The following is a 19,883-nucleotide window of genomic DNA, read 5'->3' as shown; positions in this document are numbered from 1 at the left end:
CAGAACACACGCTTTGCAATATCTCGAAGGACGCCGGTTTGTGGTGGCGGCTATTTTTCTGGCTGTAGCTCTCACCTTCGGAGCCCGGCTTTTCTACATTCAGGTGCTCGACGGCAGCTACAAACTGGCCGCCGACCGCAACACGCTGCAGCGCATCGTGCAGGTGCCCTATCGGGGCCTGATCTATGACCGCAAAGGCCAGTTGCTGGTGCAGAACACGCCCGTCTACGACCTGATGGTGGTGCCGCGCGAAGTAAAGCAGCTCGATACGGTGCGCTTCTGCCAGCTGCTGCAATTGCCGCTGGAAGAAGTGCGTGAATCGTTGAAAATGGCCCGTGCTTACTCCCGCGTCAAGGCCTCGCCGCTGGTCCAGAACCTGAGCACGCCCGAGTTGGCTGCCATCCAGGACAACCTCATCGACTTTCCCGGCTTCAGTATCAAGGCCCGGATGGCGCGCTCCTACCGCACCGAGAACATGGCCCACGCGCTGGGTTATGTAGGCGCCATCACGCCGGCTTTCCTGGAGAAGGAGAAGTATGCCAAGTATCTGCCGGGCGACTTTTTGGGTATTTCGGGGCTGGAATCCTTCTACGAGCAGCAGTTGATGGGCAAGCGCGGCGTGCAGTACCGTATGGTGAATGTGCGCGGCATTGAGAAAGGCTCGTTCCGCGACGGCGAATACGATACGCTGTCGGTGGCCGGGCAGGATTTGCACACCAGTATCGACATTGAACTGCAGAAATACGGTGAGATGCTGATGCGCAACAAGCGCGGCTCCATCGTAGCCCTCGACCCCAAAACCGGCGAAATCCTGGCCATGGTATCGGCGCCGGGCTTCGAGCCGTCGGTGCTGACGGGCAAGGGCATGGGCAACCGCTACATGGAACTACTCCAGGACACGGCCAAGCCGCTCTTCAACCGCCCGCTGATGGCTACCTACCCGCCGGGCTCGGTATTTAAGCTGGTAAACGAACTGGTGGCGCTGCAAATGGGCGTCGTGACGCCCCAGACCAGCTTCGACTGCAACTGGAAGCTAGTGCGCTGCACCCACCGCCACGAGCACCCCTACAACGTCAGTATTGCCATCAAAAACAGCTGTAACCCCTATTTCTACCAGGTGATGCGCACGGCTGTACTGCGCGGGCGTTCCACCAACCGCTTCGAGGATGCCCGACTAGGCTACAGTGAGTGGCGGCGGCAGGTGATGACCTTCGGGCTGGGCGAAAAGCTGGGCGTCGATATTTCGCAGGAGAAAAAGGGTCTGATTCCAACATCAGACTTCTACGATAAGGCCTACGGATTTCACCGCTGGAACTTTCGGACCATCTATTCGCTGTCCATTGGGCAGGGCGAAATGGGCATTACCGGCCTACAGATGGCCAACGTCATGGCAACCATTGCCAACCGCGGCTATTACTACACGCCTCATTTCGTGAAGGGAATCGGGAGCGGCGGGCCGCTGCCACAATTCCGGGAACGGCATGTGACGGTGGTAGACCCGAAGTATTTCGAAACGATTATCCCGGGCATGCAGCAGGTGGTAGATGGCCGCGGCGGCACCGGCAGCAACGCGTCTTTGCTGGACGTAGGCATTTCGGTGGCGGGCAAAACCGGCACAGTACAGAACCGTCACGGTGCCGACCACGCCACCTTCGCGGCTTTTGCCCCGGCCGAAGACCCCAAGATTGCCATTGTTGTGTTCATCGAAAATGCCGGTTTCGGCGGCTCATCGGCGGCCCCATTGGCTTCTCTGATGATTGAGAAATACCTGCGCGGCGACATTGCGCCCTGGCGCAAACGCTGGGAAAACTGGCTCCAAGGGCCAGCCGAACAATTTATCCGCAAACGATAAAGCCCTGTTGGCGCCTGAACAAATATCCTGAGACAGTAGAAACCTTTCTGCCGAAGGAAACCACTACTTCCACCTGCTTACCAATAGAGTAGCTTCTTCTTTCAACCATGGCCTCCTCACCAGCAAGATATTCGCGTAGCGTCGACTGGGTGACTGTCGGAATCTATTTCCTGATGGTGCTGCTGGGCTGGGTGAGCGTGTACGCGGCCAGCTACACGCCCGATGCACCGACCAATGGCAGCTTGTTCGGCAATCTGAGCTTTCAGGAGCTGATGGTCTATGACTGGTTCAAGCAGATTCTGTGGATTGGTACCGCCGTAGTGCTCATCGTAATGCTGCTTGTTATTGACTACAAGGCCTACGACACGTTTGCGTTTGTGCTCTACGGTGGCATGATTCTGCTGCTCATTATCACGCCATTCATTGCGCGTCCTATTGGCGGGTCGCGCTCCTGGCTTGAGCTGGGGCCAATGCGGCTGCAGCCCGCCGAGTTTGCCAAGTTTGTCACCGCCTTGGCCGTGTCGCGTTACATGGCCAGCATCAACCTGCGCCAGCAGAACTTCCGCGACCAAGCCGTGCTGGCGGGCCTCACGCTGCTTCCCCCGCTGCTAATTCTGGCCGCCAACGAAACCGGGCAGGCACTGGTGTTTGCTGCTTTCCTGCTGGCCTATTTCCGGGAAGGTATGTCGCCGCTGATTCTGGTGATTCTGGCCGCCGCCGCTATCATCCTGATTCTGGCGCTACTGGTGCCTAAAGTGTGGTTGATAGGAGTTTTTACGGTGATTCTGGGCTTGGTCTTCGTCTTCAATCCGAAGGTGATGCGCCACCATTTGCCGGTGTCATTAAGCGTGTGGGCTGTCGTAATCGGAATGGTGTTCGGGGTAGATTTTTTCTTCAACAACGTGCTGCAGCCCCACCAGCGCAAACGTATCGAAGTGCTCATCAACCCTTCCGCCGACCCGCTGGGTGTGGGCTGGAACGTGACGCAGTCCAAGATTGCCATTGGCTCGGGTGGTTTCACCGGCAAGGGCTTCCTGCAGGGCACCCAGACTAAGTTCGATTTTGTGCCAGCCCAAAGTACCGACTTTATCTTCTGTACCATCGGGGAGGAATGGGGCTGGCTTGGTACCACCGGGGTGATTGTGCTGTTCATGGCGTTGCTGGGACGGGTGCTGTATGTGGCGGAGCGCCAGAAATCGGTATTTGGGCGCACCTACGGCTACTGCGTGGCCAGCATTCTGTTTTTCCACTTCGCCATCAACATCGGCATGACCATTGGGCTGGCCCCGGTGGTCGGTATTCCGCTGCCGTTGTTCAGCTACGGCGGGTCGTCGCTCTGGTCGTTTACCATTCTGCTGTTCATTCTGCTGGGCATTGATGCCTATCGTAAGCAGGATTTGGAACGGTACTAAGTAGATAGAAGCGCATATTTGTGCTTCTGCTCCTTCGTCTTGACTACTGCTCCGCCTGTTTCTGTCTTCCGTCCGGCTCGCGCTGAATGGACTGTTGTGGCGTTGCTGACGGCCGTGGCGCTGCTGCTGCCTACCCACAACTCAACGCCCGATGCCTGGTATTACGCCGCCTGCGTCCGCCACGGCCACGAGTTGCTATTGCCGCACCATTTGCTCTATAATGCGGTGGGCTGGCTCTGGATGCACCTGCTGCCCGCTTCCGTTGACACGCTGGCGGGCCTAAAGGTGATGAACGCCCTGGCCTTTGGGGGCTGCCTGCTGGTACTACGCGACCTGCTGCGCCGCGTGGGTGGGCCAATGGCTCCGGTGGCCGGCTGGCTGCTGGTAGCGGGCAGTAGCTTCGGGATGCTGCGCTTTGCCACCGAAAACGAAACCTACATGCTGCCGCTGCTGCTCTCGTTGCTGGCCAGCCGGAGTTGGTGGCGGGGGGTAAGCGGGCAGGGCGGCACCCAAAGTTGGGTGGCGGCTGGTGCCTGGTCCGCCGCCGCCGCGCTGCTGCACCAGATTCATGCATTCTGGGGAGTAGGGCTGCTACTGGGCATTCTCATGTCCAGGCAGAGTGGGCGCTGGAAATTTGCCGGGCTTTATGCGTTGCCGGCGCTGCTGGTGCCGGTGGCATATGCGGCCGCGCTGCCTACCTGGAACCTGCTCTTCACGCCGGAGTCCTTGTGGCGCTTTATCTTTTACGAGCTGTACCATGGCCATGCCGGAGCAACACTTTCGGGCCGCACACTATTGCTTACCGCCATAAACCTGGTTCGTACGTTTGGACAGCTGCACGGCACTACCCTGAGCCTGTTGCAGCGCTGGCCGGCCCTGGGTGCTGTAGGGCTACTATGCATTGGAGTAATGGTTTATGCTGGTTGGCACTGGTGGAAAGCAAAATGCAAGGCTGAGCCAGCCCCCCTGATTGTATCTGCCGCTACACCTACCGGGGTGGCAGGCAGGGCCAAGCAGCTGTTTTTTAAGGCTCATCTGCTTATTCTGGTGCTGCAACTTGCCTGCGCTGCGTGGGCGGCCGGCAATGCCGAGTTTATGGTAATGCTACCATCTTTGCTGGCCCTGCTGCTGATTCAACGACCCTGGTCTAGCCGGCCGTTGGTACTGGCTGGTACCGCGCTGCTGCTCTGGAACCTCACGTTTGGGCTGGTGCCGCTCCGCTGGTTGCGCCTCACCAACACGGCCTCCCTATTGGCCCGTACTGAGCAGGAGGCCACGGCGTGGTGGCTGCTCTCCGACCCCAATCTGGTGCTGAACCAGCTACACTACCGCACCGGCCAGCCAATAGGGCCACCTACCATTTTATCGGGTCCAGCGCTGCTGGTACAGCAACCGGGCCAGTCGCCGGAGAAGTTTCGGGCGTGGCTGAAAGCGCGCCGGGCAGCCGGGCAGCGCGTGTACACCGACGTGCTGGGCGGACCGCAACTCCTGGACCGCGCCCGTCTCACGCAGGGCGGCGACGAGGCGCACCTCCGGTTGCTTCGTGGCTTTCAACTGGTCCGCACCGACTCGTTTCCGACGTTTTTTGGGCCTGTATATCTCACGGAAATCCGCTAGCAGACTACGATGCTTGTTGCGTCAGCCACGGCTTTTGGGTGAGTACCAGCGAGAAGGCCACTGCAAAAACCGGCGCGCCCAGGTAGCCCATGCGGCCTAGGTCACCGGATAGCAGCATGTGAACTACAACCACGGCCCCTAGCCCAGCCCCCGCCCAGCCTACAGGCTGCAGCCACTGCCAACGAGCAGTTGAGCTACCGCGCCAGCCCGCTAGCAGCGCCAGCCAGAAGAACCCAAAGATGCTGAAGATTTCGCCGGCCCCCTTCACCGAAAACAGCCGCCGGAGCGAGTAGGTGATGTTATGCACGTGGTCCAGCGCATTGCTCACACTCTCGGCTGGCGGTGCGCCGATGCGGGCATCAATCCAGTAGCGCACTCCCATTGTTAGCGCGCCGCCCAACACCAGCCAGCCCAACTGCCGGGCCCAGCCCAGCGCCGGCCTGCCAAACAGCAGCAGCCACGGCACCAGAAACACAAACGACTCTTTTGCCTGCGGGCCCAGCACCAACACGGCCACCAGGGCTACGCCGGAGCCGGCGCGCGGCGCATAGAAGGCCAGCGCGAAAACCAGCAGATACAGGCTGTCTACGAGAGGCAGGCCGGCGGTGTATACGGCCCAGCGGCTGCACAGCACCGCCACTACCGCCAACGCCGCTGCAGCCGGTGTGGCCCCATAAAGCCGGCATGTCTCAAACAGAACCACGCCCGTTGCCGCCAGCAGCGCCATATTCACTATATAAAAGGCTAGCCGTAGCGGCCAGTCGGAGGTGGCGCGCTGCGGCCAGACGCGGGCATAGGCCTGTTCCAGCGGCCAGGCCACTACGGCCGCCGCGGCCGGAACCAGTACCCGGTAGCGGCGCGTGATACTTACACCTTCAAACTCCCCCCGCGCCATGCTCAGGTAGCTGCGCGTGTCGAGCGAATGAGAGAAGTCGTAGTGTACGTACATGGTATAGGCCGGGCCAGCCAGTACGCCCAGCGCTAGCAGATACACCAGAAGCCACCGCCGCCAGCGGGAAGTGAGGAAGGAAACGTCAGGCATCGAGGGGGTAGAAAACGCCATGCGGAACGGAGGTGGAATAGTAGGCTAGTAATGTCCTAGCAGTCTACTACTTCAACTTCGTTCCGCATGACGCGCTAGCGGTAGAAATCAGGCGAATTTGCGGTCAATCAGCTTCAGCAGCTTATTGACGTGCTCATCTTTGCGGCTCCAATCGTGCTTGCCGGCCAAGTCCTGCGTGACGTAGCTTTTGGCCGTGTCGGCGTCGGGCAGTGTGTCTAGGTGCTGAATGGCGGCGTGGTATTCCATGTTTTCGCCACTGAACAGCTCATTAATGAAGCTGAAACGTTGGTTGATGGAAATGGCCTCACGCAAGGTTTCTACTTTGGGTGCCTGGTCGGCAAGAGTGGAGGCAGCGCGCTCAGGCCGCAGAGTTTCGCTGAGAGGAGCCGTGGCTGGCTGGCCAGCTTTAAGCTTCTCGTAAAGAGGTACAGCTGCTGTTTCCGCATTGCTGTTGATGGGCATAGCTGCTACAGCAGTAGAAGCCGCCACGTGGGGCTTGGCAATTGCCATTTCTGGTGTATGCGCTACTGCTGGTGCTGCCTGCGGAACCGGCTGGGGCACCACAGGCGGGGCGGGCGGTGCCGGGGTTGAAGATGGGGTAGACGGAGTAGGAGCAGCTACCACCGGTGGAGCTGCAACTGCCGGCACCGTGCCTTGCAACTCGCCTTCGGTCAGCGGCAGCAGCACATTGAACTCCTCCACAAGCTTGGCCAGGGGCTCGTGATGCTTGTAGTTCGCCTCCTGATAGAGAGCAAACCGTTTCAGCAGCGCTTCCTGGGGTTGCGCGGTGCCCGCGGGCAGCGACTCAAGAAAATCCTGATAAAAAACTTTGTCTACATCCAAATAACGCAGCGAATCGCGCAACTGCTCGGGTGTTGCGGTAGCCTGTGCGCCCAGTAGTTTCTGCTCGAATGTAGTGGCCGGGTCCAGCAGAATAGCCAGCGTGTCGGTGATGGCGCGGGCCAGCAGCGGCTCGAAAGTGGGGCGAGCCAGCTTGATGCGGCGCGACAGCACATTCATAAACTGCGTGAGGGACTGGCGCACATCCTCAGCCTCGAAATCGAAATAGGGGCTGCGCAGACGGGCCATTTCCTGAGTCCACTGCGCCAGCAACTGCTGCACCACGAACAGGTTTACCTGCCGGATGGGCGTGAAGCGTAGCACCGCCGGACCATCGAGGGTAGCGGTAGGGCGGGCGCCGAAGTGCTGGTCGCAGAGTTGGGCAGCCAGTCGGCGGCCGTATTGTTCGCGAAAGGTCGCGTTATCTTTGTTGTTCATCGAAAACACCTGATTCAGGCCAGAAAGTTAAGGAAAATGCCTACGCTCACCGTGCAAAACCTGCCTGCTGCTGCGGCCGTGCCTGTGCCGGCCGGCGCCACCCTGCTAGCAGCCCTACAAGCCGCCGGCCATGACTGGATGCACGCGTGTGGCGCGAAAGGCCGCTGCACCACCTGCCGCCTCATTGTTACGAGTGGTGCCGAGGGCCTAACGCCGCCCACCGGCCCGGAGTTGCGTTACCTCGCCGCCGGCCGTCTGCTACCACAAGAACGACTGACGTGCCAAGCCCGGCTGGCTGAAGGACACGTGACAGGAAGCGTGCCCAGCGCTACCATGCTGCCGCACATGCAGTATACGCTTTAGAAGCGCTTTTATTCTGTAGCAGTCCGGTAGGTGGGGCGCTATGCGGCCGGCTGAATATTTGGAGCATGAGCTTGTATTGGTAGCAACTTCCTGAGGCTGTGCACTTCGGGACAAACCTGGCAACATCGGGTTGGAGCTAACCCACCGAAAGCCGTACTTTAGATGTTCCGGTGGGTGTCTGCTCCCGGGCAATTGGCAACCTGCAACTGACAAGTCTGTGTTTATTGAACCCCGTGTCGGCAATGGCCGTGATGTACCCCGCCGGGGCTGGATTGAAGTGGTATGCGGCTCTATGTTTTCGGGTAAGACCGAGGAGCTGATCCGCCGCCTCAACCGCGCCAAAATAGCCCGTCAGCGGGTCGAAATCTTCAAGCCTGCGCTAGACACGCGCTACCACATTGAGGATGTAGTGTCGCATAATGCTACCAGCATCCGATCTACACCGGTGCCGCTGGCGCAGGAAATTCTGCTGCTGGCCGGGGGCTGCGACGTGGTAGGCATTGACGAGGCTCAGTTTTTCGATGAGAGCCTCGTGGACGTGTGCGTGCAGCTGGCCAACCATGGCTCCCGCGTTATTGTGGCTGGCCTTGATATGGACTTTCTGGGTAAGCCCTTTGGCCCCATGCCGGCCCTGATGGCTGTAGCCGAATACGTGACCAAAGTGCATGCGGTGTGCGTCTGCTGCGGCGAAATTGCCTCGTATTCCTTCCGCATGGCCGCTTCCGAAGATAAAATACTGCTGGGCGAAACCGACGCGTACGAGGCCCGCTGCCGACCGTGTTTTCTGGAAGGCATGCAGGAAAAATCGGCGCTGGAAACGGCGGCGGCTCACAAGCACTAATTCCCGGCGTCGGGCGTTATGCAGCCAGTTATAGTTCATTATTGCCAGTTCTTGCCCATGATTCGTCTGCTACGCGCGTTACCCTACCGTGTCGTTTTATTGGTGGCTTCCCTGTTGGCCGCGCCGGCTACCCTACAGGCGCAGAGCGTAGGCTTCGGCGACTGGCAGCTGCACCTTCCTACCAGCGGAGCCCGCGTGCTGGCGGAGGCCGGCAACCGCATCTACGTAGCCGCCGACAACTCATTTTACTACTTCGATAAGGAAACTAGCACGACTACGCTACTCTCCAGCCGCGACGGCCTAAATGGCGCTGGAGTGAAAACCATTGCCTACGACTCCGTAAGTCAGCAGCTGCTGGTGGCCTATCAGGATGCCAATCTGGACCTGATCAGTGCTGATGCTGGCCGCATCCGCAACATCAGTGACATTCAGCGCAAGCAACTCTCGGGCAGCAAAGCCATTAATGCCATTAGCTTCAGCGGGCAGCGGGCCTACCTCGCCTGCGACTTTGGCATTGTGGTGGTGGACCTGAGCAAGCTGGAAGTGCGCGACACGTATTCCAACATTGGGCCACTGGGCGCAGGGGTGAAGGTGTACGCTACCACCGTTTCGGGCGGAATCATCTTTGCCGCCACCGATAAGGGCCTGCACCACGCCAGCCTCACGGCCAACCTGGCTGACTACCGGGCCTGGACCCTGGATATTCCGGCCGATGATGGGTTCTTCAAAACCCTGGTTACGCATAGAGGGCAGGTATATGCCGGTCGCAGCTTCGGCAATATTCTGCGGTACCGTTCCGGCTCTGTTTGGGAGGCTATTAACACCACCTACGCCAATTTCTACACCAGCCTCACGTCCTCAGCGGCAGGGCTGCTTTTCACGGATGAAACCAAGGTTTCCTTGCTGAATGTCACCAGCAATGCCGTGACGGTACTGAGCAACGCAGCGTTTTCCTCGCCCCGGTTTGGCCTTCGCGCCAAGGACGGCGCTATCTATATTGCCGACCTGCAGCGCGGCCTGCTCCGAACCACTGACCGGAACACATATGAGGCGTTTATGGGCAATGCGCCCCAAACGCAACAGGCCTTTGGGCTGCTGGCTGATGCCCGTAGCAATACAGTGAATGTGTTTACAGGAGGCTTTGATTTGGCGTACACCCAGCAGGAGCGCCGTTCAGGCTTTTACGAGTACCAGGAAGGCCGCTGGACCAACTATACCAGCGAGAACTACCCGACAACAACGCAGTATCCCAACATCAAGGACATTACCCGGGGTGCCCGCACACCAGATGGGACGCTGTATGTAGGTAGCTATGGCGACGGGTTGCTCCGTTGGAAAGCTCCCGGAGACTTTACGCTCTATACGCCCGCCAACAGTCCACTCATAAGTGCTATTCCGGGGCAGCCGTACACCCGCGTGACAGATGTGGCAGCGGCGGCCAACGGCGACGTCTGGGTGGCTACACGCCATCCGGAGCAGCCTAGCCGCTCTGGCCTGCACGTGCTGACCCCCTCCACAGACACGTGGCGTACCATCCCGTTCTATCCCGGCTTCGACAACCTGGACCGATTGGTGCTCGACGATTTTGGGGCAGTGTGGGTGTCGCAGGCGCGTAAGCTGGGTGCTGGGCTGATGGCCTACGATGATGTGAACAAAACGCCGCCGGTCTATTTCTCGCAAGCCAATGGCCTGCCTTCGAACACGATTTATGCGCTGGCCAAGGACCGTAAAGGGGCTATATGGGTCGCTACGGACAAAGGCATTGCCGTGTTCGACGACCCAAGCTCGGCCTTCACGGATGCCCGCCCTGCTTTCACTACCCCCATCCTCGACCGGTTTCCAGCCCTGAACGAGGAAGTGGTACGCGCTGTGGCAGTAGATGGAGCCAACCGTAAGTGGTTCGGTACCGACCGGGGCCTGTGGCTGCTCAGCGAAGACGGCACCGCAGTTGTGCACCATTTCACCACCGCTAACAGCCCATTGCCCAGCAACCAGATTGTAGATGTAGCCGTGAATGATAAAACCGGGGAGGTATTCGCGGCTACGGTGGCCGGCGTAGTGTCTTATAAAGGCTCGGCTACGGTTACGGAAGGCACGCCGCAATGCGCCAAAGTGACGCCCAACCCGGTGCGCACCAATTTCACGGGGCAGGTAGGTGTGTCGGGGCTGTCCAACAATGGCATCGTCAAAATCACGGATGTCACCGGCAAGCTGGTGTTTCAGACCACTGCCACTGGCGGCACTGTCATCTGGAATCTGGCCGACTACAACGGCCGCAAAGTACAGTCGGGGGTGTATCTGGTGCTTTCATCGGATGCGGAAGGAAAGAACGGCTGTATCAGCAAGATTGCCGTAGTAGAGCAGTAGACAAGCCGATTCCTGGATGTGCTACTGTGCTGGGTAGTTCCCACGTTATGCAGCACAGCAGGCTCTCGGAGAGCATATCAGCTCATCAACTAAGCAGCACAGCATTTCATGTTAATCAAAACCCGCGGTATTGTTCTGAGCTATATCCGATACCGGGAAACCAGCATCATTGCGCGGGTATACACCGAGCGGCTGGGTGTGCAGAGCTACGTAGTGAATGGCGTGCGCAAAGCCAAGCCCCCGGGCCGGATTGCGCTGTTTCAGCCGCTCACGCTGCTGGAGCTGGTGGCCTACACCTCACGCACTGGCGGCCTCACCCGTCTCTCGGAGTTCCGCTGCGCCGAGCCGTACAGCAGCCTGCCGTACGATGTGCAGAAAAGCAGTGTGGCATTGGTGCTATCCGAAATTCTGGGCCACGCGCTGCTGGAAGAAGAGGAAAACGAGCCGCTATTCCAGTTTCTGCATGATAGCCTGCTGACCTTCGACCAGCAGACCAGCGGCCACGAGAACTTCGCGCTGACATTTCTGCTGGGTTTGGCCCGCTACCTGGGTTTCGGCGTGGAAAGCGGCGAGGAAATTACAACGCAGGTGGCTTTTGCTGCTACCGCGCCTACCGCGCAGGGCAGTGGCCCGGCTGTGCTGCGCCTGCAGGAGTTTGAGCAGTATTTTGATGAACTTCTCCGCGACCCGGCGCACGCCACAGTGCCTAATGGCCGTATACGGCGCGAGCTGCTGGCGGTGCTTATCCGATACTACCAGCTGCACGTGGAACGGCTGGGCGAAGTCCGCTCTCTGTCTATTTTGTCAGAAGTGCTGGCTGAGTAGCTTCCTGTGTATTTCAAGTGAAACGCAGTATGGCCGCCAGTTTCAGATAGTGTCCTAAAGTATAAAGCCCTTTGACGTCAGTCTGTTAAACTGGCGCTGAAGGGCTTTTGGGTAGATGCGCGATGAGCGTAACGAAATAGTTTTTAAGGCACATGCTGGCCCCCACTGCTACTTCACGTCCACCAACTCCACGTCGAAGCGAAGGATAGAATTGGCAGGAATATCGGGGCCGGCGCCGCGGGTACCATAGGCCTGCCCGGAAGGAATGAGCAGAATGGCGGTGCTGCCCTTGGGCAAAAGCGGAATAGCCTGGTCCCAACCCTGAATCACCATGCCCCGGCCAATCGGCACGTCAATCGGCCGGCCACCAGATTTCCCCGATGAGTCGAAGACCTTGCCGTTCAGCAACGCCCCTTTGTATAGTACCGATACCGTCTGGCCGGGTGCCGGCACGGGCCCGGTGCCGCGCTTCGTGATGACGTAGTGGGTGCCGCCGGGCGCTTTCTGCAGTGCTGGCAGTTTGTTGCGGGTGGCATACGCCTGAATGGCGGCAATATCCTTGGGCAGGCGCTGGGCCGCTTCGGCGGCTTCTTTCTGCTGGGCCAGCTCCACCATGCGCTGCTGCTCGGTGCGCGCTTCGTCGGGTGTCATAACCTGATTAGCCTTCACCAGGAGCTGCAGCACGTTGCCGCCTTGCCGCACGGGTGGCGGTACTGGCTGCCGAAACGACTTCGCGAAAACGGAGTCGGCCTGAAACCGGAAAATAGCCGAGTCGCCGGCTTGCAGCAGCGCTATGGCCTCTTCCACGCCTCCTTTTACCTTCAGCTCCGCCAACGGTATCTGCACGGGCACCCGAAGCTGGCGCCGCGAGTTAAACACGGTTGAATCCTTGCCGGTGCGGTATTGCAGATGGGCCGACAGAACCTTGCCAACCCGGCTGGCATACGTTGCATCACCGGCTGGTTGCACATCAGTACGGAGCGTGTAGCGCCCGTTCACCTTCCGGTAGATACGGTACTCGATACCGGAAGGTGTCTTGCTGAAGGGTTTTGGTTCTCCCTGAAAGGGCTGGAAGCCAAAACCCAGGAACCCGAAAAACAACAGCGGCAAAGGAAGCAACAGGCGGCGCATAGCAAACGATAAAGAACGAAGGTAGGAGGGGCTGCCGGTAGGATACCGGACGAAGAATAAGAGCAACCTGCTATTTCAACGGCATGATTTCCATCTCGAAGCGCAGGTCGGTGTCTGGCGGAATGAGGTAGCGGTCCTCGTCGGCAGGACTGCGGACGCCCTTGGCACCATACGCCAACCGGGCCGGAATCCAGGCCTGTACGCGGCTCCCGACGGGCAGCAGCAGTAGTAGCTCGTCCCAGCCTTTGATGACGTCGCCGCGGCCCGCCCGCACGCGTAGCGGCTTGTTTGGAAACAGCGTCTGGTCGAAGAGCTTACCGTTGGGCAGGAAGCCCCGGTAGTATACGGCCGCCCGGCTGCCGGCTACGGCTTGCGGGCCAGTGCCGGGCCGCAGCACCACATAGCGGATGCCACTAGGAGTAGAAAGACTGTTGGCAGGAGGGCTGGAAAGCGAATCGGCGGTAGCCGGGACCGTCTGGGCCCACGCTACCGCCGAAAGCAGCCAGCAACTCAGCAACAATACGCACCGAATTGTCTGCATCGTGTATCGATTAGCTTACCGTACGTCCAGCACTTCCATATCGAAGGCCAGTGGCTCGTCGGGAGGAATTGTGCCGCTGCCCGTTGGGCCATACGCCAGATACGACGGAATCAGCAGCAGTTTCCGGTCACCTTTCTTCATGAGTAGCAACGCCTCATCCCAGCCCTTAATTACTTGGCTGGCACCTACCGTTACGCTCAGGCAGCCGCAAGGCACGCGCCGGTCGGTCGAGTTGTCGAAGATGATAGTTTCGTTGTAATTGTTGCTGGTAGCCGGGTCGCGCAGGTAGCGGCCCACGTATTTCACGTCAGCCTGCTGCCCGCCTTTGATATTCTCTCCAGCAGCCGGCCCGTCGCTGATTTTTACCAGGTACAGTCCCGACTCAGTGCGCGTGTACCCCGACGCCGTGATGTTGTGGCGCGTCAGGTACGCCTGGATCAGGCCATCATCAATGACTTTGTATTCATTCTGATGCTGTTCCTGCTGCTTGGCATAATCGGTTTTGCCGCAGCCTGAGAGGGCCGGGGCCGCAACGGCTAGCAGAGCCACCGCCACACGCACCAATGCCGAGCGTTTGAATCCGGTTTTCATAAGCGTAAGCAACTAAAAGGGTAAAAAACCGCGGCCGAAACCGGCCGCGGCTATTGTTTCTACTTCACGTCCACCAACTCCACGTCGAAGCGCAGGGGCGCATCGGCAGGAATGTCGGCACCAGCGCCACGCTGCCCATAGGCCAGCGACGACGGAATCAGCAGCGTAGCCTTGCTGCCTTTAGCCAGCAGCGGAATGGCTTTGTCCCAGCCCGGAATCACCTGGCCTACGCCAATCGGAAAGTCAATTGGCTTATTGCCCATTTTCTCCGACGAGTCGAACACTTTGCCATCCAGCAACGAGCCTTTGTAGAGCACCGAAACCGTCTGGCCGGCTTTCGGCTTGGGGCCGGTGCCGGGCTTGGTCACCATGTAATACACGCCAGAAGCGTCTTTCTGCATGGTCAGGTTGTTTTTCTTCACGTACTCCTGCAGAATCACGTCATCTTTCTTCAGCTGATCTTCCGCATGGGCCGCCATTTTCTGCTGCTGCTCCATCATCATTTTCTGCTGGTCGGCCATGGCCTCTTCGCGGGTCTGCAGCTTCTGCGCCTTCACGAACATGGTCATGGTGTTGCCAGCTTTCTTCATGAAGGGCGGCACCGGCTGCTTAAACGACTTGGCGAAAATGGTATCCACGTTGAAACGGAACACGCCTGAGTCGCCGGGCTGGAGCAGCGAAAGAGCTTCTTCCAGGCCACCTTTCACTTTCAACTCCTGCAGCTCAATGCGCATCGGAATACCCTGCTGCTTGCGCGAGTTAAACAGCACTGAGTCTTTGGCCGTGCGATACTCCACGTCCAGCGCCATGATTTTGCCCAGACGGTCCTTGTAAGTCGCGTCGCCATCGGCGCTTACGTCACGCGGCGAATATTTGGTACCGCCGTCGTTTTTGTAGATTTTGTATTCGATGCCGGTTTTCGTCTTCGCGAAGTCGCCGCCTTTGTTGCAGGAGGCCAGGCCCAGTACGCCGGCCGCCAGGGCCAGGCTCAGAATGTTGCGATGCAAATGCATGAAGCAGAGAAGGGGTGAAAAAAGAAAATTTCGGGCAAGTTACGCCGAAGGCGGCGCAACTGCCAGCGGGGCCGTCACCAGTTGGCTTTGGTATTGAGGCAGCAAACCCAGGAAACGTTGCACGGTGGGCTCCAGCTTGTCGTAGCTGATGCCGCCGGCCGCGTTGTGGTGGCCGCCCCCCTGGAAATGGTCGCGCGAGAAGCTGCTCACCGAGAAGTCGCCGACCGAGCGGAAGGAAATCTTGATGGCCTGTCCCCGGTCGATGAGCACGGCCGCAAACACAATGCCCTCGATGCTGAGCGCAAAGTTTACAAGCCCTTCGGTATCACCGGTTTTGGAGTCGTACTGGCGCAGCTCTTCCTGCGTAATGGCAATGTAGGCGGTGTTGTATTCGCGCAGCACCGTCAGCTTGTCCTTCAGCACGAAACCCAGGAAACGCAGGCGCATTTCGGAGTGCGAGTCGTAGATGCGGCGGTGCACGTCGCTCAGGTTGATGCCGGCATTGAGCAGCTCGGCAATGATGAGGTGCACGTTGCGCGAAGTGCTAGGGTGCCGGAACGAGCCTGTATCGGTCATGATGCCGGCATACAGACACTCCCCAATACCGCGGTCAATCAGGCTCTGGTCGCCCAGGTCCCGGATTACCTCAAACACCAGCTCGGCCGTAGCGGCCGCCTTGGAGTTGGAATAGTCGAGGTCGGCAAAGGCTTCTGGCTCCTGGTGGTGGTCGATGAGGACTTTGGTGCCGGTGGCGTGCCGGATGTATTCGCCCATTTCGTTGATGCGGTTCAGGCAGGAAAAATCCAGACAGAACAGCACCTCGGCCGAATTAATAATATCGCGCACCTGGGCATCGTTCTCGCGTCGCTCATACACCACCACTTCCTCGTTGCCGGGCATCCAGGCCAGGAAATCAGGGTAGTCGGAAGGCGTAACAACCGTCACGGAATGTCCCTTCTTGCGAAGGTAGCCCGCCAGGCCCAGCGACGAGCCCAGGGCATCGGCGTCGGGTTTGTGGTGGGTGGTGATGAAAACCTGCCGGGGCTGCGACAGCAACTCCTGCAACTCAGATATTGTGGACATTTCCTACGGGGTAGGTGACTGAATTTCGGTGGTTTAGGCCGCGTACAAAGGCGGCAAAAGTCGTAAATATTCTGGGTTCCAACAAAACGGGTTTCGCTTTAGTGCGGAGATTGGCTGGAATGTCAGAAATGAGGTGGCGGGTAGTAGCGGCCGGCAGCAGTTTGTCAGCGTTTCCGCTAAGCCTTTTGCGCGGACCCCAAATAATCCGGCTACTTTTGCGCCCGCAAACGCACATCGGTGCATCAACTCTTCATTTCAACCCCTAACCATACCTAGTACAATGGCTACGAACCGCACGTTCACCATGATTAAGCCCGACGCCACCCAGGAAAACCACATCGGTGGCATCCTGAGCATGATTGAGGAAGGTGGCTTCCGTATCGTTTCGCTGAAAAAAGTACGCCTGACGGCTGAGCGCGCCGGCAAATTCTACGAAGTGCACGCCGAGCGTCCCTTCTACGGCGACCTGGTGAAATACATGTCTTCGGGCCCCATCGTGGCGGCTATCCTGGAGAAGGACAACGCAGTGGCTGACTTCCGCACCCTGATTGGCGCTACCAACCCGGCTCAGGCCGCTGAGGGCACCATCCGGAAGAAATATGCCAAGAGCATCGAAGCCAACGCCGTGCACGGTTCTGACTCCGACGAAAACGCTCAGATCGAAGGCAACTTCTTCTTCGGCGCTGACGAGCAGTTCTAAGTCAGTTGGGCAGCAACTTGCTGCTAAGATTGTCTCAACATGTAAAATCCCGCTTTGCAGCTTGCAGAGCGGGATTTTTCGTTTGCTAGAAACAGACTTATTATAAACTTTTTTTATGCTGCCTAGACTTGACGTGCGGAAGATACATGCCGCTAGTAGAGGTTTCTAATTATCACCAAGAGCCTTAGATAGCGTCGGTAATACGCATGCGGGTGGCATGAGCTAAACCAGGCAACCTATAGAGATTACAGTGGAACGGTAGGAAAACAGCTGCGCCGCCGACCCTACATACTTTGCAGGAACGACGGCGCAGATAATGATACAGCCCGTATCAGGCTTATGCCTGTTCAACCGTTAGCAGCGATTCGTCGGGAGCTTCGTGTACCTCCTGGGTGGTATGCTTGTGCTTGAACAGAATAACGAACAGCACCGCAATGGCTAGCGCATAACCAGCAAATGACAGCCAGATACCCTGCCAGTTCTTGCTCTGGTCGGCGTTCGTGAAGTACTGCTCGATAACCACACCGCTTACCAAGCTTCCGAGCACCGCGCCGAATCCATTGGTCATCATCATGAACAGACCCTGTGCGCTGGCGCGGATAGAAGGTGCCGTTTGTGTTTCCACGAACAAGGAGCCGGAGATGTTGAAGAAGTCGAACGCCATGCCGTAGACGATGCAGGATAGGATAATCATCCACAGGCCGTCGGCGGGGTTACCGTAGGCGAGTAGGCCGAAGCGCAGTACCCAGGCAATCATACTGAACAGCATCACCTGCTTGATGCCGAAGCGACGCAGGAAAAATGGAATAGCCAGAATAAACAGCGTCTCGGAAACCTGCGAGATGGACATGATGATGGCCGGATACTTCACAGCCAGCGTGTCCTGGTAAGCCGGCACGTTGGCAAAATCATGCAGGAAAGTGTCGCCGTAAGCGTTGGTGAGCTGCAGAGCGGCACCGAGCAGCATGGCAAACAGGAAGAAGGTGAGCATCTTGATGTCGCGCAGAATGGCAAACGACTTGAGGCCCAATACTTCCATCAGGCTTTGGCTGGACGTATTGGTGGATTGGGGTGGGCAAGCGGGCAGCGTAAACGAATACAAACCCAGCAAAATAGCCGCGCTGGCCGCTATGTAAAACTGGTTGGCCGACTTCTCGAAGCCCAGCAGGCTGACCGTCCACATGGCTGCAATGAAGCCAATGGTGCCCCACACGCGGATGGGCGGGTAGTCCTTTACCACGTCAAAGCCTTCACGCTTAAGTACCGAGTACGATACGGCAATGCTAAGGGCCAGTGTGGGCATGTAGAAAATCATGTTCAGCAGTATCACCCAGAAGAACATGCTCGGGTCAGTCACCATAGGAATCGTGCAAAGCACTATACCGCCCAGGATATGCAGTACACCATAAAGCTTCTCGGCATTCACCCACTTGTCGGCCACAATGCCCATGAGCGAGGGCATGAAAATGGAAGCAATGCCCATGGTGGAGAAAATAGCGCCGAACTGCGCGCCCGACCACTGCTTGGTCTGAAACCAGTACGCCCCAATGGTTATCAGCCACGAGCCCCAGATAAAAAACTGTAGAAAGCTCAGAATAATGAGACGCAACTTGGTACTCATGCCGGTTTAGTTTGAAGGTGGGAGCCCTTCTCAGGAAAATTGATTCAGCTGCACCAACGGCTTTCTGATAGCAGGGCAGCAGTGCCCCGGAATCAGCGCACGGCCGGCCAGTCTGGTCAATCTGCCCGAGAAGAAAGTGGGAAGAGTGGAGGAAAGAACAGCTTGGCCACAGGCGCAGCCAAGCCTTCAAAGATAGGCAAAATCAGAAAGGCGAAAATGCCCGACGAGCCGGCTAAAGTAGGACCCTTATAAAAGTTTGTGTTGTAATGTTGTTTATAATGTAAACTAGTTTATGTTTGCAACGTTGAATCAGTTATTCATCTTCTTCAACTACTACCATGGAAGCCCAGCCCACCGCTAAGTTCCTGCCAGCCGGCACTGCCAGCATACTACATAGGGTTGCCGCCGCATCCGGTCGGGTACTTGCACTTGCAGCTATAATGCTGGTAGGCTGTGCTGCGGGTTTGCTGGAGGCGCAGCTAGCGGCCGGTATAGTGCTGGGCGTACTGCTGCTTGGAGCCGCCTTACTGGTCTGGTCGCCCCAGGCCGGGCATGTGGCCAGGCAGCAGCCAACTGCACCACTCCGGCGGCCTCCGCAGCCAGAAGTTCAGCCACACGCAGCCGGCTTCAATCCGTTTTTTCAGCTTTTTTAACTTCCTCTATTCATGGAAACCTCCGAAAAACCGCTGTCAGCGCCCGACAGCCTACGCCTGATTCAGGAGATGATTCAGGCCGCCAAGCAGGACCTCAGCGACAATTCCTTTGACCTGCTGCTCTGGGGCTGGCTGGTACTGGTCGCGGCCCTCGCGCACTTCGGTCTGCGCCAAATCGGCTATGACAAGCCTTGGGTGGCCTGGCCCGTGCTTATGAGCTTGGGCGCTGTAGTGGCTTTCGTGCACGGCATGCGCCGGGGCCGCCGCGAGCGGACACGCACCGCACAGGGTGATTTTATGGCGTTTCTGTGGGGTGGCTTTGGCGTGCTGATGCTGATGCTGATTGGCGTGGGTACCGCGTACGGCTGGCAGGTTGCTTATCCGCTTATCATTGCGCTCTATGGCCTGGGCACATTTGCCACCGGCGGCGCCCTACGGTTCCGGCCCCTCATCTGGGGTGGCGCGGCCTGCTGGCTGCTAGCGGCCGTAGCCTTTCGCGTCGATATGGATGCTAAGCTACTGCTGGTAGCGGCGGCCGTGCTGGTTGCCTACATTGTGCCAGGGCATTTGCTCAAAAGCCAATACCGTCGTGGCCGCGCCGTTTGAGGACCTTGACCCGCTGCTGCACTCGCAGTTGCGGCTGGCCGTTATGTCGTTGCTGCTGAGCGTTCGGGAAGCGGAGTTCAATTTCCTGAAGGACAAAACCGGCGCTACTGCCGGTAACCTCAGCGTACAGCTTGGCAAGCTCCGCGACGCCGGCTACCTCACGCTCACCAAGGAGTTCAACGGCAGCTATCCGCTCACGCGCTGTGCCATCACGCAGCAGGGCGTCACGGCCTTCGAAACCTACGTGCAGTCGTTGCAGCGCTACCTCTCACCCGGCACCGACTCAGCCTGAGTACCAATGCGAATAAAAAAGGGCCTCCTGCATG

18 protein-coding genes are annotated in these 19,883 nt (G+C 58.4%); 10 read left to right on the top strand and 8 right to left on the bottom strand.

The window, feature by feature from the left end; all coding sequences use genetic code 11:
• Positions 1-13 precede the first annotated feature (13 nt).
• The 3 genes from mrdA (at position 14) to H4317_RS16635 (ending at position 4,881) form a co-directional block, all read left to right on the top strand.
• The gene (gene mrdA, locus H4317_RS16645) at positions 14-1,852 is read left to right on the top strand and encodes a penicillin-binding protein 2 (RefSeq protein WP_185887686.1); all 1,839 of its coding nucleotides are present in this window, start codon (positions 14-16) and stop codon (positions 1,850-1,852) included.
• 107 nt (positions 1,853-1,959) lie between these two features.
• On the top strand, positions 1,960-3,264 hold the full coding sequence (rodA, locus tag H4317_RS16640) for a rod shape-determining protein RodA (protein WP_185887685.1): 1,305 nt from the start codon (positions 1,960-1,962) through the stop codon (positions 3,262-3,264).
• Positions 3,265-3,303: 39 nt separating this feature from the next.
• Positions 3,304-4,881 carry a hypothetical protein gene (locus tag H4317_RS16635; RefSeq protein ID WP_185887684.1) on the top strand — a complete coding sequence of 526 codons (1,578 nt, stop codon included), beginning with the start codon at positions 3,304-3,306 and terminating at the stop codon, positions 4,879-4,881.
• Positions 4,882-4,885: 4 nt separating this feature from the next.
• On the opposite strand, the gene H4317_RS16630 is transcribed toward H4317_RS16635, so the two are convergent.
• Positions 4,886-5,944: a hypothetical protein gene (locus H4317_RS16630; RefSeq protein ID WP_185887683.1), complete on the bottom strand. Its 1,059-nt coding sequence runs from the start codon at positions 5,942-5,944 to the stop codon at positions 4,886-4,888.
• Positions 5,945-6,031: 87 nt separating this feature from the next.
• A complete protein-coding gene (locus H4317_RS16625) occupies positions 6,032-7,222 on the bottom strand; it encodes a DUF8457 domain-containing protein (RefSeq protein WP_185887682.1) in 1,191 nt (396 codons plus the stop codon).
• A 36-nt stretch (positions 7,223-7,258) separates the two neighbouring features.
• On the opposite strand from H4317_RS16625, the gene H4317_RS16620 reads away from it, so the two are divergent.
• From H4317_RS16620 to recO, 4 genes are all read left to right on the top strand, one after another.
• On the top strand, positions 7,259-7,585 hold the full coding sequence (locus tag H4317_RS16620) for a 2Fe-2S iron-sulfur cluster-binding protein (protein ID WP_185887681.1): 327 nt from the start codon (positions 7,259-7,261) through the stop codon (positions 7,583-7,585).
• Between the two features lie 217 nt (positions 7,586-7,802).
• Entirely contained in the window at positions 7,803-8,426 is a 624-nt protein-coding gene (locus H4317_RS16615) for a thymidine kinase (RefSeq protein ID WP_185887680.1), read from the top strand.
• A 57-nt stretch (positions 8,427-8,483) separates the two neighbouring features.
• Positions 8,484-10,793, top strand: coding sequence for a type IX secretion system anionic LPS delivery protein PorZ (gene porZ / locus H4317_RS16610; protein ID WP_185887679.1), 2,310 nt, complete (start codon positions 8,484-8,486; stop codon positions 10,791-10,793).
• A 108-nt stretch (positions 10,794-10,901) separates the two neighbouring features.
• Positions 10,902-11,618: a DNA repair protein RecO gene (gene recO, locus H4317_RS16605; RefSeq protein ID WP_185887678.1), complete on the top strand. Its 717-nt coding sequence runs from the start codon at positions 10,902-10,904 to the stop codon at positions 11,616-11,618.
• 168 nt (positions 11,619-11,786) lie between these two features.
• Here recO and H4317_RS16600 read toward each other — a convergent pair whose 3' ends face one another.
• The 5 genes from H4317_RS16600 to H4317_RS16580 form a co-directional block, all read right to left on the bottom strand.
• Positions 11,787-12,749 carry an FKBP-type peptidyl-prolyl cis-trans isomerase gene (locus tag H4317_RS16600; RefSeq protein ID WP_185887677.1) on the bottom strand — a complete coding sequence of 321 codons (963 nt, stop codon included), beginning with the start codon at positions 12,747-12,749 and terminating at the stop codon, positions 11,787-11,789.
• A 70-nt stretch (positions 12,750-12,819) separates the two neighbouring features.
• On the bottom strand, positions 12,820-13,290 hold the full coding sequence (locus tag H4317_RS16595; protein ID WP_185887676.1) for an FKBP-type peptidyl-prolyl cis-trans isomerase: 471 nt from the start codon (positions 13,288-13,290) through the stop codon (positions 12,820-12,822).
• Positions 13,291-13,305: 15 nt separating this feature from the next.
• The gene (locus H4317_RS16590; protein WP_185887675.1) at positions 13,306-13,881 is read right to left on the bottom strand and encodes an FKBP-type peptidyl-prolyl cis-trans isomerase; all 576 of its coding nucleotides are present in this window, start codon (positions 13,879-13,881) and stop codon (positions 13,306-13,308) included.
• Positions 13,882-13,940: 59 nt separating this feature from the next.
• On the bottom strand, positions 13,941-14,894 hold the full coding sequence (locus H4317_RS16585) for an FKBP-type peptidyl-prolyl cis-trans isomerase (protein WP_185887674.1): 954 nt from the start codon (positions 14,892-14,894) through the stop codon (positions 13,941-13,943).
• Between the two features lie 39 nt (positions 14,895-14,933).
• Positions 14,934-15,977: a DHH family phosphoesterase gene (locus H4317_RS16580; protein ID WP_185887673.1), complete on the bottom strand. Its 1,044-nt coding sequence runs from the start codon at positions 15,975-15,977 to the stop codon at positions 14,934-14,936.
• Positions 15,978-16,257: 280 nt separating this feature from the next.
• Here H4317_RS16580 and H4317_RS16575 point away from each other — a divergent pair, with 280 nt between their 5' ends.
• A complete protein-coding gene (locus tag H4317_RS16575; RefSeq protein ID WP_185887672.1) occupies positions 16,258-16,677 on the top strand; it encodes a nucleoside-diphosphate kinase in 420 nt (139 codons plus the stop codon).
• Positions 16,678-17,014: 337 nt separating this feature from the next.
• Here H4317_RS16575 and H4317_RS16570 read toward each other — a convergent pair whose 3' ends face one another.
• Positions 17,015-18,298 carry a nucleoside permease gene (locus H4317_RS16570; RefSeq protein WP_185887671.1) on the bottom strand — a complete coding sequence of 428 codons (1,284 nt, stop codon included), beginning with the start codon at positions 18,296-18,298 and terminating at the stop codon, positions 17,015-17,017.
• Positions 18,299-18,963: 665 nt separating this feature from the next.
• Between H4317_RS16570 and H4317_RS16565 the strand changes: the two genes are divergently transcribed.
• Both H4317_RS16565 and H4317_RS16560 read left to right on the top strand, forming a co-directional pair.
• On the top strand, positions 18,964-19,557 hold the full coding sequence (locus H4317_RS16565) for a hypothetical protein (RefSeq protein WP_185887670.1): 594 nt from the start codon (positions 18,964-18,966) through the stop codon (positions 19,555-19,557).
• Entirely contained in the window at positions 19,541-19,849 is a 309-nt protein-coding gene (locus H4317_RS16560; RefSeq protein ID WP_260625711.1) for a winged helix-turn-helix domain-containing protein, read from the top strand. Before H4317_RS16565 ends, H4317_RS16560 begins: the two co-directional genes overlap by 17 nt.
• Positions 19,850-19,883: the final 34 nt, after the last annotated feature.

This window comes from Hymenobacter sediminicola, from assembly GCF_014250515.1.
Taxonomy (GTDB): domain Bacteria; phylum Bacteroidota; class Bacteroidia; order Cytophagales; family Hymenobacteraceae; genus Hymenobacter; species Hymenobacter sediminicola.
Note: the sequence above shows the minus strand (reverse complement) of the source record. Positions and strands in the feature narration are given on the sequence as shown.

Excerpts from the sequence above, each read along its gene's own strand:
- rodA (WP_185887685.1), top strand. The coding sequence starts at position 1,960 with ATGGCCTCCTCACCAGCAAGATATTCGCGTAGCGTCGACTGGGTGACT.
- H4317_RS16570 (WP_185887671.1), bottom strand. The coding sequence starts at position 18,298 with ATGAGTACCAAGTTGCGTCTCATTATTCTGAGCTTTCTACAGTTTTTT.
- H4317_RS16595 (WP_185887676.1), bottom strand. The coding sequence starts at position 13,290 with ATGCAGACAATTCGGTGCGTATTGTTGCTGAGTTGCTGGCTGCTTTCG.
- H4317_RS16565 (WP_185887670.1), top strand. The coding sequence starts at position 18,964 with ATGGAAACCTCCGAAAAACCGCTGTCAGCGCCCGACAGCCTACGCCTG.
- H4317_RS16585 (WP_185887674.1), bottom strand. The coding sequence starts at position 14,894 with ATGCATTTGCATCGCAACATTCTGAGCCTGGCCCTGGCGGCCGGCGTA.
- H4317_RS16630 (WP_185887683.1), bottom strand. The coding sequence starts at position 5,944 with ATGGCGTTTTCTACCCCCTCGATGCCTGACGTTTCCTTCCTCACTTCC.
- recO (WP_185887678.1), top strand. The coding sequence starts at position 10,902 with ATGTTAATCAAAACCCGCGGTATTGTTCTGAGCTATATCCGATACCGG.
- H4317_RS16580 (WP_185887673.1), bottom strand. The coding sequence starts at position 15,977 with ATGTCCACAATATCTGAGTTGCAGGAGTTGCTGTCGCAGCCCCGGCAG.
- H4317_RS16620 (WP_185887681.1), top strand. The coding sequence starts at position 7,259 with ATGCCTACGCTCACCGTGCAAAACCTGCCTGCTGCTGCGGCCGTGCCT.
- H4317_RS16600 (WP_185887677.1), bottom strand. The coding sequence starts at position 12,749 with ATGCGCCGCCTGTTGCTTCCTTTGCCGCTGTTGTTTTTCGGGTTCCTG.
- porZ (WP_185887679.1), top strand. The coding sequence starts at position 8,484 with ATGATTCGTCTGCTACGCGCGTTACCCTACCGTGTCGTTTTATTGGTG.
- H4317_RS16575 (WP_185887672.1), top strand. The coding sequence starts at position 16,258 with ATGGCTACGAACCGCACGTTCACCATGATTAAGCCCGACGCCACCCAG.
- H4317_RS16625 (WP_185887682.1), bottom strand. The coding sequence starts at position 7,222 with ATGAACAACAAAGATAACGCGACCTTTCGCGAACAATACGGCCGCCGA.
- H4317_RS16590 (WP_185887675.1), bottom strand. The coding sequence starts at position 13,881 with ATGAAAACCGGATTCAAACGCTCGGCATTGGTGCGTGTGGCGGTGGCT.